The organism is Oscillospiraceae bacterium MB24-C1 (genome assembly GCA_030913685.1).
Lineage (GTDB): Bacteria > Bacillota > Clostridia > Oscillospirales > Ruminococcaceae > Yanshouia.
Genome location: CP133187.1, coordinates 1,246,915 through 1,261,360 on the forward strand (window position 1 = coordinate 1,246,915; position 14,446 = coordinate 1,261,360).

The following is a 14,446-nucleotide window of genomic DNA, read 5'->3' on the forward strand; positions in this document are numbered from 1 at the left end:
CTTTATAGTGCCCCGCCCCCTGGTGGCACCTTTGAAATGCGCACAATATGTGTAGCGCGGGCGATCGCCATCGTCACGCCGTTATATGTCCGCTTTTTGGCCAGCAGCGTTCCGGCGCTGCCCATCACTGCGCTGCGCTCGCAAACATTATCGACCCCCGTAATCTGTCGCACAAAATCCGAGGGGGTAAAATCCCCTGGCAAGATGGCGAGCGTCTGAGGCGAAAAGGTAACCAACGGTAGGCCAGCATCGCGGCAAAACGCCAGTAGCCCAGGTTCTTTTGCTTTGAGGTCGATGCTGCAAACCTGACAAAAGGCACGTGGCTCAAGATGCAGCTCCGCGCATAGGCAATCAAACGCCGCGCGTATCTCCGCTTCCGGCGTTGCCTTTTTACAGCCCACACCTAAAGTAAGTATCTGAGGAACAAGGTTCAGCGCCGAATCATTACCACCTTTTATGCTGATTTTCACATCGAAGGGTGGTCGGTCGGTCAAAATAATTTCCCTCGTCAGTTCGGGGACAATCACTGTCGCAAAGCTGCTTTTCAGGCGTATCGCCTCGCCCGAGAGCAAGCGCGCAGATACCTGTTTGATACGCTCAGGGTTCGTTATCACGTAGCCCTGTTCGGTGGCCCAGCTATCGATGGCAAATAAACCGTTGCAGTCGGTGGCGGTGGTGATAACTGCTCGCGCACCGAGCGATGCAGAAATTCTCTTTGCCAGCGCATTAGCCCCACCAATATGGCCCGAAAGCAGGGGAATGATAAATTCAGCGCACTCGTCTATCACCAATACAGCGGGGTCGCAAGTTTTGTCATCGATAAGCGGCGCAACGGCGCGCACAGCGATGCCCGTCGCACCGATAAACACCAGCGCATCCGCGGTGTTGAAATGCTGTTCAGTCCAGCTGCGCAGTCCATCTTTTGGGCAGCGTTGGGTACTGATTTCCTCAGGAAGCAACGCTTTTAGCCGTTCGGCGAGCTGCAGACCTTTTTCGGAAAACGCCAACATCGCCAGCTTCATGCTCACGGCACCTCCCCTTTGCGAAAGGCGGTGGTAAACGCGGGGTCGTAAAGCTTTGAGCGCGCGTAATCATCCCCCAGAAAATCGCCCACCGTAATCAGTGCGGTATGTATAATATTGTTTTTCTGTGCTGTCGCATGTAGCGTACCCACCGTGCAGCGCAGTACCTTTTCCTCCGGCCAAGTTGCCTTAAAGACAATCGCCGCCGGGGTATCCGGGCTGTAGCCGCCCGAAAGCAGCTCGCGCTGGAGCGATTCTGTCAGCCCCGCGCTTAAAAAGATAACCATCGTGGCTCCGTGCGCCGCAAAGGACGCGATACTTTCCTTGGATGGCACCGGCGTTCTGCCCGCCATGCGGGTGATAATAACGCTCTGGGTGACCTCCGGCAGAGTATATTCCGCTTTTAAGGCTGCGGCGGCCCCGCAAAAGCTTGAAACACCGGGCACATATTCGTAAGTCACGCCCGCTTCATCCAGTCTGTCCATCTGTTCGCGGATTGCGCCGTAGAGGCAGGGGTCACCGGTATGTAGCCGCACGACTTGTTTTTGCTGTGCCGCAGCCGACAACATCTCCGCCATGACTTCCTCTAGCGTCATCTGCGCACTGTTATAAACCGAGCATTCCGGCTTTGCCATCTGCAACAGTTCGGGATTCACCAAACTGCCCGCATAGATGATAACATCGGCACGCTCTAACAGGCGCGCGCCGCGCAGAGTTATCAGGTCGGCGGCGCCACTGCCCGCCCCAATAAAACTGATCAAGGCGTTCACTCCTTAACAATAACGGTCGTAAAATATCCCGGGGCATCAAAATCTGCCGGGATGGTTTTCAGGATTTTTTCGTTGGGCAGTCCACAATTTTGCACCAACATAGCGTTATCGAGCTGGCCTCTTTCCTTTAGCCGCGATAAAAGCTGCGGTAACGATTTTCCTGCCTTCATCAACACTTTCGTGCCGAATAACGCCAACGCCTGTCCGTCGTCGGCTCCAGCCGGTATGATGTGTACTGGCTGGTTCATCTGGGTCAGGCTCACGCCTAATGCGGCAGCCGATGCGCAAAAGCTGGTCACCCCTGCAGAGACAACAATGGGATAACCCTCCGGTTTTAGCAACTCGGCCATATACGAAAAGGAGGAATAGACCGACGCATCACCAAGGCTAAGCATCGCCACATCCCGCCCTTGCTCCAGCGCAGTTCTAATCAGCCCAGCCAGCTGTCGATGGCTTTCTTGTAGTTTCTGCCTGTCCCGAACCATGAGAAAGGGCAGCATAATCATTTCTTTGCCACTTAAATCAACCACCTGAGACGCGATATCCAGCGCCACCGTACCGCCGCCTGCGGTCTGTGGTACCGCTATAATCGGACAATGTTTTAAAAGCCGCACAGCCTGCAGTGTCATCAGCTCGGGGTCTCCCGGGCCCACGCTCACACCGTATAACGTTCCCTTCAAGCGTTGATCCTCCATTTACTCAATAATTCCTTGCCCTGCGCCGTCACCCCCAGCAGGGTATAGCCGTTATAAAACACGGCGGCTCCCACCTGAAATGCACCCGCCGCACGGTGGGATAAATGCGTTTGTATCGCCTGCAGCAGACTGTCGGCTACGACATCTTTTAACCCTGCGTCATCCAGAATTTCAAGACAGGCGTCGGCGGTTGCCGCCTGCATCAGCGCGATACAGATCTCACGCGACGCCCCGCGGCATGCGGCATGGGCCGCAAACAGCTCGGTGCGGCAGTCCGCGACGCGCGAGTGGGTGTTCATGATACCGCCCGCCAACTTGACCGCTTTACCGATATGACTGACCAACAGCACCTCAGAAAAGTCGTAGACGGCCGCAAAATCGAGGCAGTCGCCGATGAAATTGGCACACTTAATCTGCGGAATTTCTTTCAGCGCTGAGTGTTCTTTCGCAAAGCGCTCGGCATAGTTGCCGGGCGTAAGCAGCAGCCGCTTTTCACCGTTGGCTGCCAGCATCTTGATTTCAACCTCAATGCTATCTAATAAAGCGGAAAGACTTTGCGGCTCAACGATACCACTTGTGCCCAGAATCGAGATTCCGCCAGTGATTCCTAAATTAGGGTTAAAAGTTTTTTTGGCAATTCCGGCCCCCTCCGGCGCAAAAATAGTCACCTGCATTCCGCCGGCATAGCCCGCAGCCGTACACGCCATGCGTACCTGTTCAGCAATCATTTGGCGAGGTATCGAGTTAATCGCAGCCGCGCCTACCGGCTGGTCAAGCCCCCTCTTGGTCACCCGCCCAATGCCTACACCACCGTCGATCACAACATCTTCTCCACAGTGCTTTTTTACCGAGGCAAATATTAGCATGCCATCGGTGGCGTCGCAGTCGTCACCAGCGTCTTTGCGTACAGCGCAGATTACCTCATCTGGCAGCAGCATGATCTCTTCCAGTTGAGCCTCTACCCGAATGCCTTTGGGGGTTATCAGCGCAGCATTTTGGTGCTGTTTGCCCGAAAGCAGCATCGCAGCCGCCGCGCCAGCCGCCATGGCGGCACAACTGCCGGTGGTATAACCGCAGCGTAGGCGTTTAGCCCCGCTAATTACATAGTGCTCAAACGTCAAATTGCTCCCCCCTGCCGCTGTGTTTTTCCTTTTATAATACCATAAACGGCACCGTTTGTACACGGCGCCGTCAGCTTATCTCAGAAGTTACTCTATCCGATTATCCATACCCTCGCTCGGAGCATAATGTTACACAGGCTGGCCTATATGTGTTAAAAAAGCGCAACCGCCAACTTGGCCGACTGCGCTTTTAATCCTACACCGCTTATTGTTTTATCAAAAGCAGTTCTTTGGGAAACTCTGATATTTCATGGTTGTTAAGTGTACCCGATATCACAACGCTCAGATACTTTAAATTTGTCGTAAGATCGATTTCGTCACCCTTTTTGAGATCCGCACCATTTCGAATGATACGCACCTTGGGGCGTAGCGTATTATCAGGGTTGTTTTGAATGACAATGCCTATGGCGCCATTGCTCAAGGATACAACAGAGCCCAGCGGATAAGCCGCTACTGTGCGCAAAAAGCATTGTAGCAAGTCGTGATCAAAATGGATACTACTTTGCGCCATCATATATTCAATTGCTTCGGCCGGCATCCACGCGCGCCGATACGACCGGTCGGAGGTCAACGCGTCATAAACGTCCGCCAGGGCTAGAATACGGGCATAGACGTGAATCTTATCTCCTTTAAGGCCAAAAGGATACCCCGTCCCATCATACTTTTCATGATGGCACGAAATACCGTTGAACACGCGTTGTGTCAAATTTTGATTGTGTCGCAGTCGCTCGATTGAACGCAGTGGATGGGTCTTAATTTCTTCAAACTCTGCGTCAGTCAGGCGACTGGTTTTATTGATAATCTCCAGTGGAATGTCGACCTTGCCAATATCGTGCATCAGTCCAGCGAGCGCCAATTCATTGAGCTGCTTCTGGTTATATTTTAACTGAACCCCTATGAGAACGCTGAGCATAGCCACATAAACGCAATGCGAATAGGTGTAGTTGTCATAATCTTTAATTGTCACTACATCGACAAGAAAGACATCCTGATTCAAAATGGACATCACCAAATCTTCTGCGACGTGCATACTTTGATTAAGCGCATGCTTAGAAAGCGTATTGCTTCTCTCACAGTCCTCAAAGATACCTTTTAAATCAGTAATGACCTTTTTCTTATAGGCGGGTTCTAGAATTTCAGTCGGTTCGATATCGTTGGCTATGGCACTTTCAATATAAGCACCGCCTATCCCGGCATCCAGCAGTCGACAAATAAGCGTCTCAGTCAGTGTTTGTCCCCTCACAAGCAAGGCAAACATTGAGCCATAGGCAGAGATGTCCTTGGCCAGCACCATTCCCGGTTTTAGAAAATGCGTTGGAACATAGATCATATCAGACCTCACAAGATGGTAAAACCGTTATACGAAATTTTAGATTGCTAAAAACGCAATATATTTATTAAATCAGATTTTTAGTGGTTTTTCAAGATATATTACTAATATATGACATAAAATAATGATAGATTATCTTTCAAATAGCAAAACACCCTAATTCGCGATTGTTTTAGGGCGTTTTTATATGAAAGAAGTCAGTTTTACTAAAATGAGCATTTAGCCAACTAAGGCGGTCCAATTATGATTTAATATGACTGAATCTACTGAAAAAATTTTGACCCTACAAGAACAAGGAGGGTAGCGAACCAAGTGTTGCCGACGACAAATCTACCAACCACCTTAAAAATACCCGGTTGATCCCGCATGCCACAGCCTAAGCTTCAAAAAGTCGGTTGCGCTTCGGTTATTTCGTAGGGACTGGTTTTATTATAGCATAAATACCAATCTTTACAGGTCAAATTCAGACTGGCTGGGTCGTACAGCCGTCGGTAAAGCTCTTCATAAGTTTGGGGTGCGGGCACCAGTGTGGGCGCACCAGGAATCCAGTTGGCCGGTGTCAATACATAATCTCTGTCAGTGGTTTGCAGCGCATCAACCAGCCGTAAGATTTCATAGATATTTCTGCCCGTAGTCATCGGATAGACAATGATGGCGCGAATAATCTGCATGGGGTCAATAACGTAGACGTTTCTGACCGTCTCCTGCTGGCTAATGTCCGGCGCAAGCATTCCGTAAAGTCTCGAAATATCGCCCACTCGGTCCGCTATAATCGGAAAGGGAATATCAATGCCGTTTGTTTGATAGATGGTATACACCCACGCTAAATGTGACGGATTGCTGTCTATACTTAGGCCTAGCAATTCTGTGCCGCGCTTCTTAAACTCCTGAAAGAGTTGCGCGAAGGAGATAAACTCCGATGTACAAACCGGCGTAAAATCACCCGGGTGGGAAAATAAAATCAACCACTTGCCTTTGTAATCAGCTAAGCTCACATGACCAAAGCTACTGTCGCCACTAAATTCGGGTGCTTTCATCCCGATGGTGACATGCCCTATGATCTCATTGCAGTTGAGAATACTATTGCTAAAATCCATCACTGCTACCTCTCTCTCGTTTCACTGCTTTATCATATGCAGCTATACCAATGGGTGTTCGTTATGATAATGGTGTCAAAACCGGTGCGAATCAGCCTTTGTTTTAAGCCGAGTATCGGTCGGCTTGGATTTGTTACGCACTCTACTTACACTTTAGAACCGCGCCGTCTACCAGCCTTTGACCCATTAAAGCCTTTTATATAGGAGGCCACTGTTGCGATGAAATAGCACGTTTTAACTGTGCGCAAAAAACCACATCAGAAATTATATTCTGACGTGGTTTTTAGTGGATGCTTAGTATAAAATAGCTACCGCGTGAACTTTAAGCTTCCTGCTCCTCATCGGTCTTTTCCTCTATAGCCGCTCTTTTTCTCTCAGCAACAGTTAATACTATGGTATCTTCCGGAATGGTGATCCTAATGTTTCCGTTTTTGGCAATATCCAGATCTTCTACTTTAATAATACTTCCGGCTTTGATTCCATCCAAGTCTATAACGATGTCTTGAATAAAGTCCTTTGGAAGTGCATTATAGGGAATCTCTTCAACGTGTTGTTGTATCATGTTTTGGTTCTTGTCCCTATTTATCAAGCCTACCAGCGCTACGCTATTAACCGCTTCGTCGGCAACAATATGCTGGAACTCTATCTGTTCAATTTGCTGTTTAATAGGCTCACGCGTAATATTTTTGAATATTGTGTTGTATTTTTTACCGTCAACCTCAACAGTGAGTCTGCTTCCCTTCGATACCTTTCCAAGAAAGCTGTTGACATTGGTTTGAGGAATCTGAATCAAAATAGACTCTTCTAAATTACGTCCATAAATCGATGCTGGAACAATCCCCTTACTTCTTAACTTTTTTGCTTTAATATTGTCTCTACGTTCAACTATTAAGTTATAAATGGTAATCCCTCCAAAATCAACAATTTATGCAAACTAAAAATCTGCAGAATTGTTTTTATTTTATAAAAATAATTATAGCACAAATAAAATATAAAGCAAATTTCGTAATTTTTTTGTATATAGCATATAAGCACTATAATAAGCTAAAGCCATATATGAGGGTTCAATTCTCATACATGACTTTTAATGCGTGCGTGTAATTTATAATACTGTTTTAAAGGAAAATTTGAACTTCTTATTGGAATGCTCATAATAAGAATAAGACAATTAGTTATCAATTTTGGGAATTCCATTTACATCCTTAACTGACATGCCACCAGTTTTGTTAATAGAGATATGTTTTATATATAGTTGGTATAAATCATTTGATGTTGCCACGATAGTTCCATCTTCGAACATCAATGCAAATTTTGTCATTTGATCGTTTATTAAAATTATTCGCATAACATCCATATCAGGAAAATCGCCTGGAAGCATATAAAGTATGCTTTGCATGTTATCCTCATTGTTCCATTTGATACTTACATTCATGTTTTCTCTAGTTGATTCTTCATATGCCAGAATTTGAAACTTTCCCCAAAACCTTTCTTCTTGAGTAAATAAATAATTGCTTTTTTCTCCATTTATTAATACAGTTGTTTCGTCGATAACAGTACCGTTATTGTATATATTTACAGATATCTCATGATTTATATTTTGATTAAATGGAATTTTATCAAGAATCCATATTCCAATAATGATAAATAAAGTCACTTTGATAGCTGTTTTGAGATGCTGTCTCATGCGGTCGCCTCCCCACTTATAATAAATATTCCTCCCTTCAAGCTTAACACAGATAAAGTAAAAAGTCATGTATGAGGATTTCAACTCATACATGACTTTTTAGTGGTGGAGGCGAGGGGAATTGAACCCCTGTCCGAAAACCGATTCACAGAAACTTCTCCGAGCGCAGTCTATCTTTTAAGATTCCCCCAACAAACCGCCGACAAACAGGCTGCCTGCTTCGGTATCCCCTAATGTTCTAAAGGTGCGGAGAGCTTTCCCCTTAGAATGGACCGCTAATCGACGCCCTATCCGCGACCGCGGTACTTCGCGGTAGGACGGCAGCCTAATTAGGCTGCGTAAACGAGATTTTCGTCTGCGTTTAAATTTAAAAGTTCGGGTATTATAGAGGGCCCGCCCTCTGCTCGCTTTTTCTGCTTCACAATCCCCGTCGAAACCTTTACGCCCCCATATATGGGGAGTTTTAACCCCCTGTGAAAAAATCAAGAATATTCTCTAGTTGGCTGACGTCAACTTTGTAAATCTCGGTGTAACGGCAATTTGTACAGCTCACCGTCGAAAAACGCTTATTCTGGACGTCAAACATCTTGGCAAATGTGCCGCCCGTCGCCTGAAACTGGTCGGTCTCATAGTCCTCGTTGCCACATTTCGGACATCTCCAATTACCTGCCATCGCCTGTCACTCCTTATCTCTGGCGCTCTTTCATAGCGCGTTCAATGTCGCGCTTGGCATCACGCTTAGCCATATCCTCACGCTTGTCATAAAGCTTTTTACCTCGGCAAAGCCCCAGCTGCAGTTTGACAAGCGACCCCTTAAAATACAGCGACAACGGAATAAGCGTATAGCCCTGCTGACGTACCATGCCATAAAGCCGGTTAATCTCCCGGCGGTGCATCAATAGCTTTCGTGCGCGCATGGGATCCTTATTAAATATGTTGCCCTTCTCATAGGGGCTTATATGCATCTGTTTGACGACAAGCTCACCGGTGCCGATATCCACCCAGCTGTCCTTAAGGTTCACCGTACCTGCCCGCAGACTTTTGACCTCGGTCCCACTTAGTGCAATGCCGGTTTCAAATGATTCATCCACAAAGTATTCGTGCCGCACCTGGCGGTTGGTCGCGATGGTTTTGGTTTGCTTCTTTTCCGCCATTTTGGCTCCTCCTTTGTCACTTCATTTGCTGTTAAACACCCAGAGCCGATTAACAACAAAGCCGACCACTAAAGTCACGGCGGTTGCACCGAGCTTAGAGATGAGCTTGTTGTACCCCAGCTGCGAACCAAGCCACAGCACGCCGAGACTGATAAGCAGCAAGCTGAGATTTACAACTGTAAACCGCAACATCTGCACACTAAAAAAGTTCTTTTTGCTCCCGAAGGTCCAACTTCGGTTGACGACATAGCTATTAAGCATGCCACAGGAATAAGCAATAACCTGTGAAAGATAAATATTAACGCTTAAATATGATAACACCAAAAAGACCGTATAGTCAACTAGTGTATTCATGACACCTGTTAAACCAAATTTTATAAATCGCCACATCTCACCTGAAAAGAGCTTTTTCGTGATGTCCAACCTCCCCAGATGCAAATCCAACCAATTTCTTTTGGTAACCAGTTTACATCTCGTTTCTACCCTCTAAAGCACGGCAGAGGGTGACATCGTCGGCAAACTCTAGGTTGCCGCCCACCGGAATGCCATAGGCCAAACGAGAAACCCTAATACCCATCGGCTTAATCAGGCGAGAAAGATACATTGCTGTGGCCTCACCCTCCACCGTGGGGTTCGTCGCCATAACCACCTCGCATACCTCGTCTTCTAAGCGGGCAAGCAGTTCCTTAATTGTGAGCTGATCGGGGCCGATACCGTCCATCGGTGAAATCAGCCCGTGCAGCACATGGTACAACCCATTATACTCACGCATGCGCTCGAATGCCATCACATCGCGCGGATCTGCAACGACGCAAATGATAGAACGGTCACGCGCTTCATTCGCACAGATGGTGCATTTTTCACTGTCCGAAAGGTTCTGGCAAACAGCACAGCGTTTGATGCTGCGACTGGCCTCGAGCAGCGCCGCCGAAAATTCTCGAGCGTACTGCTCGGGCTGGCTGAGCACATAAAACGCGAGGCGCTGCGCCGATTTTCTACCGATGCCGGGCAGCCGTGCGAACTGCTCGACAAGCTTTGAAAGAGACGCGACCTGATACGCCATAGCTTAGAACAAACCGGGCATCCCGGGAAGGTTCAGGCTACCGGTGATCTTGCCCATTTCTTCATTGGTGATATCCTCGACGGTTCTAATCGCTTCATTAACAGCGGCCATAATGACATCCTGCAGCATCTCAATATCGTCGGGATCGACAATCTCGGGCTTGATGTTAAGGGCTTTAAGTTCCTTTTTGCCATTCATGATAACCTCAACCATGCCGCCGCCGGAGGTTGTAGTAAATTCACGGCTTTCAATCTCAGCCTGTGTTTCGGCAAGCTGCTCCTGCATTTTCTGTGCTCTGCGCATTAAATCTTTCTGATTCTGTGGGCCGCCGCCCATTCCTGCGGGAAGTCTCGCTTTCATATATCGGTTCTCCTTTATTCAATCGTTATATTTTGCGCATCGCCAAGCGACTCTATCAGTTTTTGAAGCGGATCCTCTTCTGGGGTCTCCTGCTTTGGCGGGCGGTAAGGGCCAAGCCCATGCCGTTCTCCCGTCACCTCAAAGATCGCCTGTTTAATGCTGTTTTTAGTATATTCATTGTCGCGTAGCATTTCAAGCACTACCGGATTCGATACGTCAATAAGCACCTGTTTGCCATTAAAATAAGCTTTAGTACCGCGCAGCATAGCATATATTGAAATATTAATTTTTGCCAGTCGCTCAAGTGTCTGCGACCAAAAGGTGTATTCCGGTACTCCCTCAACGTCGGCGACGTTAGCAGTAGCCACTGGGGCTTCGCTGGGTTGAGGCGCCGCAGCAGCCGTTTTTGGTGCGGACGGAGCTTGTTGTAAAGCGGGCTTTGCCATTGCCACCGGAGGGTCTGCCGTCGTAATAGTTGAGACAGCCGCAGGTTCGGGTTGCATTCTGGTCGGTGGTACAGATTCAGCAGTGGGCGCTAAAAAGCTTTTGCCGCTACGCATTGCCGTCTCCAACTCCTCAATACGCTTTAGCAACGCCTGATAGCCTGTGCGGGCGGTTGGCTCACACAAAGTTACCAGTGCCAACTCAAGCTCGGCATGCTTCATCGGGCTTTTCGCGATACGCGCCGCCGTCTCTTGAAGTACCGACAAACTGTGCAACAGGTCGGTTAACGTAATTTTCTGTACCTGCCTGCGCAGGTTCGGTATTTCGGAGGGTAGGCAGTCAAGCATAGCCTCCGGCTTTTCAAGCGTTTTGACCAACATCAGATTTCGATAGTGGCCACAAAGTTGCTCACAGAGCCGCTGAGGTTCCATACTTTTTTGCCGTAACTCGGCGAGTTTGGCCAGCATACCGGCGGTATCTCCTGACAAAACGCTATCAGTCAGAGCCAATAAATGCGCACTGCCGGTCAGGCCCGCTGCTTTGACCACCGTGTCAAGTGTGACGTCATCGGTGTCGGCAGCACAAACATCTAAAAGAGACAATGCATCACGCATGCCGCCATCCGAAAGTCGAGCAATCAGCCCGGCGGCCTCATCAGCAATCGTTAGGCTCTCTCGTCGCGCAACTTCCTGGAGCCGTTCGGCGATGACAACGCTCTCAATGCGCTGAAAATCAAACCGCTGACAACGCGAAATAATGGTGGGCAGCACCTTGTGAATTTCGGTGGTTGCCAGAATAAAAATGACATGCTCGGGCGGTTCTTCAAGTATTTTAAGCAGCGCGTTAAAGGCGCTGGTAGAAAGCATATGAACTTCGTCGATGATATAAACACGATATTTTGCCACCGCGGGGGTAAACACTGCTTCGTCGCGTAAATCACGGATGTTATCCACGCCGTTGTTAGATGCCGCGTCAATTTCAACAACATCCAACAATGAACCGTCGTCGACGCCACGGCATATATCGCATTCACCGCAGGGATTTCCATCCCGCAGAGAGAGACAGTTAACCGCCTTAGCTACCAGCTTGGCACAGGTGGTTTTGCCAGTTCCGCGCGAACCGATAAACAAATAGGCATGCGACGGCATCCCCTGCCGCATTTCGTTTTTTAACACGGTGGTGATGTGTTCCTGCCCGACCACTTCGTCGAAGTGGCGCGGACGATATAAACGATAAAGCGCCTGCCGCATCCTTCATATCACCTCGCAAAACCAGAATAAAACGCGGTTACGTTCAAAGGCGCAATGCCTCAAACTTGCTCTACACTTAACTTACACACGGCACGATTGCGCACCGCTTTAGCGGTACGCAACTAAAAGAAAAAGCAGCCAAAACCGCCTGTGGGCTCTCATGCGGGGATGCAGATTACCTGCGGCACACAAGGCACTCCGCTTAATGCTGCTCGGTTCCCCGCCTGACATGGTTCACAGAACCTCGTCGCACAGGATCCACATACCCGCATGACAGGCCACACGCCCGTCCTGACTGCGTCGGCCGCATTTTTACCACAACAACATTTGCCGTTGTTCTGTTGCCAAAAATGACTGCCGCAAGTTATTATAGCATATCGTGCAAAAAAGCACAACAGTCAGAGAAAAAAAGCTTAACCAAAACAAGTATAAAAAATTGTCACAATACGATCTTGTCAAGATCGTTTGGCACGAACACATTGCCACCAAAATATGTTTTTGCTTCTGCTGTATAGGTGGCCATGCGGGTGTCGAGTGTTTTATCCTCGGTATGCCAAAGCACCAGATTTTTAACTTCTAGCCGCTCGGCCAGCTCGGCGGCATCCTTTGCCGTACTGTGGTGCTTTTCGTAAGGTTTAAAGCGGTCGCGGTCGTTATAAAGACAAAATGCTTCACACAAAAGCCAGTCGGCTTTAGCGGCTATCTGTTCGCACTGCGCATCACACGGTTCATCGCCAAGGCACACCAATCTGCGTCCGTTAGATAACGACACTTGCATGCCGAATTGTTTTGCTTTTGCCGAACGGATATCGAAAAAGCACACCTCGCTACCAAAAATTTGCGCTGTTTCACCATCTTTGAGCGTTACAAAGCGAATTCGGTCATCAAAAAGTCTGGTGAATTTTTTCTGTATCGTCAATTCACAGATGGTTCGAATTGCCTGCTCCGCAATGTCGTGACAATAGATGGTCAGCGTGCCGTCATAACGGTTGCTCAACATTTGCGTTCCGATGCTGCGCACCAGCCATGGCACCCCCAAAATATGGTCGGTGTGTGCATGGCTTATAAAAACATGATGAATATTGCTGGGCGAAATATCGGCATCTGCCAATGCACGTAAAATGCCGTTGCCACCACCACTGTCCACCAAAAAATATTCCTGCCCGAAGCGCAGTGCGAAGCAAGTATTAAAACAGCGCGTCACCATCGCATTCCCGGTGCCGAGGACAATAAGTGTTTCCGCCATTGGCGCCATATCGCATTTCCTTTCTTGTTCTTTTTTTCAAAAATTCGCAGAATTTCCGTTGTTCAAGAGCCATATAAACCTTTGTGTATTCATTCTTGTCGTCGGAAATACTGTTGTCGAGGTGATAAATTATGAATCAGCAAAACAATATGAATCCTGAATTGCCGATGGGATTTGCCATGGCACTCGCCATGCAGCCTAATGCGATGCAAAATTACGCAAATCTTTCTACTGGACAGCAAAGCGAAATTCTTTCCCGCGCTAAGACTGTTCAGTCTAAATCCGAGATGCAGTCACTGGTCAACAGCCTGAACTAGCATCTTTTTCGGCGAGCGCTTTGGTCTTGTCTTTTGCATTCGAAACCGACCATAGCGTAATAGAGCCTAAGACGATAACAAATCCGGTAATAGTAATCGGACCCGGGATTTCATGCAGCAACACCGCCGTCCATACAGGATTAAACAGCGGGTTGACACAGGCGATCAGACTGCAGGTTAAAGGCGGCGCAGAACGTGTAGCAAAGCTGAAAAGTGCGTATGCGACCGCCTGCTGCAAAAGCCCGAGCAGCAACAAACTGCTGACGTTTTGAGGTGTAAAAGTAATTTTGGAAAATAGCAAAAACGGTGACATTATAACGGCCGTATAAATGTGGCCAAGCGTAATAATACTTAAAGATTCCTCATAGCTGGCGCTACGCGCGGTCATCAGGTACATAATCGCCGTTGTAAAGCCGACCGCCAAACCCATCAGGTTACCTGTGGTGCTCGAAGGGCCGGTGTGATCAAGCGTTAACATGGCAATACCGGCAGCCGTAGCAATTGCAACCAGTATGTCTTTATTCTTCACCTTTTTATGAAAAACCAGTATGGAAATAACCAGCACAAACACCGGATTTGTATATTGCAATGCGACCATATTGGCGCTGGAAGTCAATTTGTTGCCAACCACAAAACAAACGTATTTGATGCATACTGCAATAGCAGTCGTCAGGGTCAGGCGGTTGAGCACCAGCTTTTTACCTAGAAGGCGCAGGTAGACATAAAGCGCAACGGCAGCCACCGCGCTGCGTAGGCATGTGATCACCATGCCGTTCCACTCTATAAGCTTGATCAGTGCGCCAGACGTACTCCATAAAAAAGCACACGCCATCATGCAGATGGCCGCGCTACGGGGAGAGATTTTTTTGTCCACCGAAAAACGTTTCATGTCT

At 48.1% G+C, this 14,446-nt stretch carries 17 protein-coding genes and 2 other RNA genes; 1 reads left to right on the forward strand and 18 read right to left on the reverse strand.

Going from position 1 to position 14,446, the window contains the following annotated elements:
- Positions 1 to 2 precede the first annotated feature (2 nt).
- The 17 genes from RBH76_06005 to RBH76_06085 form a co-directional block, all read right to left on the reverse strand.
- A complete protein-coding gene (locus RBH76_06005; GenBank protein WMJ84970.1) occupies positions 3 to 1,022 on the reverse strand; it encodes a cobalt-precorrin 5A hydrolase in 1,020 nt (339 codons plus the stop codon).
- Between the two features lie 2 nt (positions 1,023 to 1,024).
- The gene (gene cobM, locus RBH76_06010) at positions 1,025 to 1,783 is read right to left on the reverse strand and encodes a precorrin-4 C(11)-methyltransferase (GenBank protein ID WMJ84971.1); all 759 of its coding nucleotides are present in this window, start codon (positions 1,781 to 1,783) and stop codon (positions 1,025 to 1,027) included.
- A 5-nt stretch (positions 1,784 to 1,788) separates the two neighbouring features.
- Positions 1,789 to 2,472 (reverse strand): precorrin-2 C(20)-methyltransferase, encoded by a 684-nt coding sequence (gene cobI, locus RBH76_06015; GenBank protein ID WMJ84972.1) that lies wholly within the window; start codon positions 2,470 to 2,472, stop codon positions 1,789 to 1,791.
- Complete coding sequence (gene cbiD / locus RBH76_06020) at positions 2,469 to 3,608, reverse strand: cobalt-precorrin-5B (C(1))-methyltransferase CbiD (protein WMJ84973.1); 1,140 nt, start codon at positions 3,606 to 3,608, stop codon at positions 2,469 to 2,471. Before cbiD ends, cobI begins: the two co-directional genes overlap by 4 nt.
- A gap of 205 nt (positions 3,609 to 3,813) precedes the next feature.
- The gene (locus RBH76_06025) at positions 3,814 to 4,938 is read right to left on the reverse strand and encodes an HD-GYP domain-containing protein (GenBank protein WMJ84974.1); all 1,125 of its coding nucleotides are present in this window, start codon (positions 4,936 to 4,938) and stop codon (positions 3,814 to 3,816) included.
- Between the two features lie 383 nt (positions 4,939 to 5,321).
- Complete coding sequence (locus RBH76_06030) at positions 5,322 to 6,035, reverse strand: peroxiredoxin (protein ID WMJ84975.1); 714 nt, start codon at positions 6,033 to 6,035, stop codon at positions 5,322 to 5,324.
- Between the two features lie 322 nt (positions 6,036 to 6,357).
- On the reverse strand, positions 6,358 to 6,960 hold the full coding sequence (locus RBH76_06035; GenBank protein ID WMJ85211.1) for a 50S ribosomal protein L25: 603 nt from the start codon (positions 6,958 to 6,960) through the stop codon (positions 6,358 to 6,360).
- Positions 6,961 to 7,203: 243 nt separating this feature from the next.
- Positions 7,204 to 7,719 carry a hypothetical protein gene (locus tag RBH76_06040; GenBank protein WMJ84976.1) on the reverse strand — a complete coding sequence of 172 codons (516 nt, stop codon included), beginning with the start codon at positions 7,717 to 7,719 and terminating at the stop codon, positions 7,204 to 7,206.
- A 103-nt stretch (positions 7,720 to 7,822) separates the two neighbouring features.
- Positions 7,823 to 8,168: a transfer-messenger RNA gene (gene ssrA / locus RBH76_06045) on the reverse strand.
- Between the two features lie 14 nt (positions 8,169 to 8,182).
- Positions 8,183 to 8,392 carry a zinc ribbon domain-containing protein gene (locus tag RBH76_06050; GenBank protein WMJ84977.1) on the reverse strand — a complete coding sequence of 70 codons (210 nt, stop codon included), beginning with the start codon at positions 8,390 to 8,392 and terminating at the stop codon, positions 8,183 to 8,185.
- A 13-nt stretch (positions 8,393 to 8,405) separates the two neighbouring features.
- Complete coding sequence (smpB, locus tag RBH76_06055; protein ID WMJ84978.1) at positions 8,406 to 8,873, reverse strand: SsrA-binding protein SmpB; 468 nt, start codon at positions 8,871 to 8,873, stop codon at positions 8,406 to 8,408.
- A 21-nt stretch (positions 8,874 to 8,894) separates the two neighbouring features.
- Positions 8,895 to 9,227 (reverse strand): GtrA family protein, encoded by a 333-nt coding sequence (locus RBH76_06060; GenBank protein ID WMJ84979.1) that lies wholly within the window; start codon positions 9,225 to 9,227, stop codon positions 8,895 to 8,897.
- Positions 9,228 to 9,339: 112 nt separating this feature from the next.
- Positions 9,340 to 9,936 carry a recombination mediator RecR gene (gene recR / locus RBH76_06065; protein WMJ84980.1) on the reverse strand — a complete coding sequence of 199 codons (597 nt, stop codon included), beginning with the start codon at positions 9,934 to 9,936 and terminating at the stop codon, positions 9,340 to 9,342.
- 3 nt (positions 9,937 to 9,939) lie between these two features.
- Positions 9,940 to 10,296 carry a YbaB/EbfC family nucleoid-associated protein gene (locus RBH76_06070; GenBank protein WMJ84981.1) on the reverse strand — a complete coding sequence of 119 codons (357 nt, stop codon included), beginning with the start codon at positions 10,294 to 10,296 and terminating at the stop codon, positions 9,940 to 9,942.
- A gap of 14 nt (positions 10,297 to 10,310) precedes the next feature.
- Positions 10,311 to 11,990, reverse strand: a complete 1,680-nt coding sequence (gene dnaX / locus RBH76_06075; GenBank protein ID WMJ84982.1) for a DNA polymerase III subunit gamma/tau — start codon at positions 11,988 to 11,990, stop codon at positions 10,311 to 10,313.
- 165 nt (positions 11,991 to 12,155) lie between these two features.
- Positions 12,156 to 12,254: signal recognition particle sRNA small type (gene ffs, locus RBH76_06080), an RNA gene on the reverse strand.
- Positions 12,255 to 12,429: 175 nt separating this feature from the next.
- Positions 12,430 to 13,245, reverse strand: coding sequence for an MBL fold metallo-hydrolase (locus RBH76_06085; GenBank protein ID WMJ84983.1), 816 nt, complete (start codon positions 13,243 to 13,245; stop codon positions 12,430 to 12,432).
- Between the two features lie 122 nt (positions 13,246 to 13,367).
- On the opposite strand from RBH76_06085, the gene RBH76_06090 reads away from it, so the two are divergent.
- A complete protein-coding gene (locus RBH76_06090; GenBank protein WMJ84984.1) occupies positions 13,368 to 13,553 on the forward strand; it encodes a hypothetical protein in 186 nt (61 codons plus the stop codon).
- On the opposite strand, the gene RBH76_06095 is transcribed toward RBH76_06090, so the two are convergent.
- Positions 13,537 to 14,442, reverse strand: coding sequence for a DMT family transporter (locus RBH76_06095; GenBank protein WMJ84985.1), 906 nt, complete (start codon positions 14,440 to 14,442; stop codon positions 13,537 to 13,539). The genes RBH76_06090 and RBH76_06095 overlap by 17 nt on opposite strands.
- Between the last annotated feature and the right edge of the window lie 4 nt (positions 14,443 to 14,446).

Coding starts and splice junctions, on each gene's coding strand:
- RBH76_06085 (WMJ84983.1), bottom strand. CDS start 13,245: ATGGCGCCAATGGCGGAAACACTTATTGTCCTCGGCACCGGGAATGCG.
- RBH76_06050 (WMJ84977.1), bottom strand. CDS start 8,392: ATGGCAGGTAATTGGAGATGTCCGAAATGTGGCAACGAGGACTATGAG.
- RBH76_06070 (WMJ84981.1), bottom strand. CDS start 10,296: ATGAAAGCGAGACTTCCCGCAGGAATGGGCGGCGGCCCACAGAATCAG.
- smpB (WMJ84978.1), bottom strand. CDS start 8,873: ATGGCGGAAAAGAAGCAAACCAAAACCATCGCGACCAACCGCCAGGTG.
- RBH76_06005 (WMJ84970.1), bottom strand. CDS start 1,022: ATGAAGCTGGCGATGTTGGCGTTTTCCGAAAAAGGTCTGCAGCTCGCC.
- RBH76_06090 (WMJ84984.1), top strand. CDS start 13,368: ATGAATCAGCAAAACAATATGAATCCTGAATTGCCGATGGGATTTGCC.
- recR (WMJ84980.1), bottom strand. CDS start 9,936: ATGGCGTATCAGGTCGCGTCTCTTTCAAAGCTTGTCGAGCAGTTCGCA.
- RBH76_06025 (WMJ84974.1), bottom strand. CDS start 4,938: ATGATCTATGTTCCAACGCATTTTCTAAAACCGGGAATGGTGCTGGCC.
- dnaX (WMJ84982.1), bottom strand. CDS start 11,990: ATGCGGCAGGCGCTTTATCGTTTATATCGTCCGCGCCACTTCGACGAA.
- RBH76_06030 (WMJ84975.1), bottom strand. CDS start 6,035: ATGGATTTTAGCAATAGTATTCTCAACTGCAATGAGATCATAGGGCAT.
- RBH76_06040 (WMJ84976.1), bottom strand. CDS start 7,719: ATGAGACAGCATCTCAAAACAGCTATCAAAGTGACTTTATTTATCATT.
- RBH76_06095 (WMJ84985.1), bottom strand. CDS start 14,442: ATGAAACGTTTTTCGGTGGACAAAAAAATCTCTCCCCGTAGCGCGGCC.
- RBH76_06060 (WMJ84979.1), bottom strand. CDS start 9,227: ATGAATACACTAGTTGACTATACGGTCTTTTTGGTGTTATCATATTTA.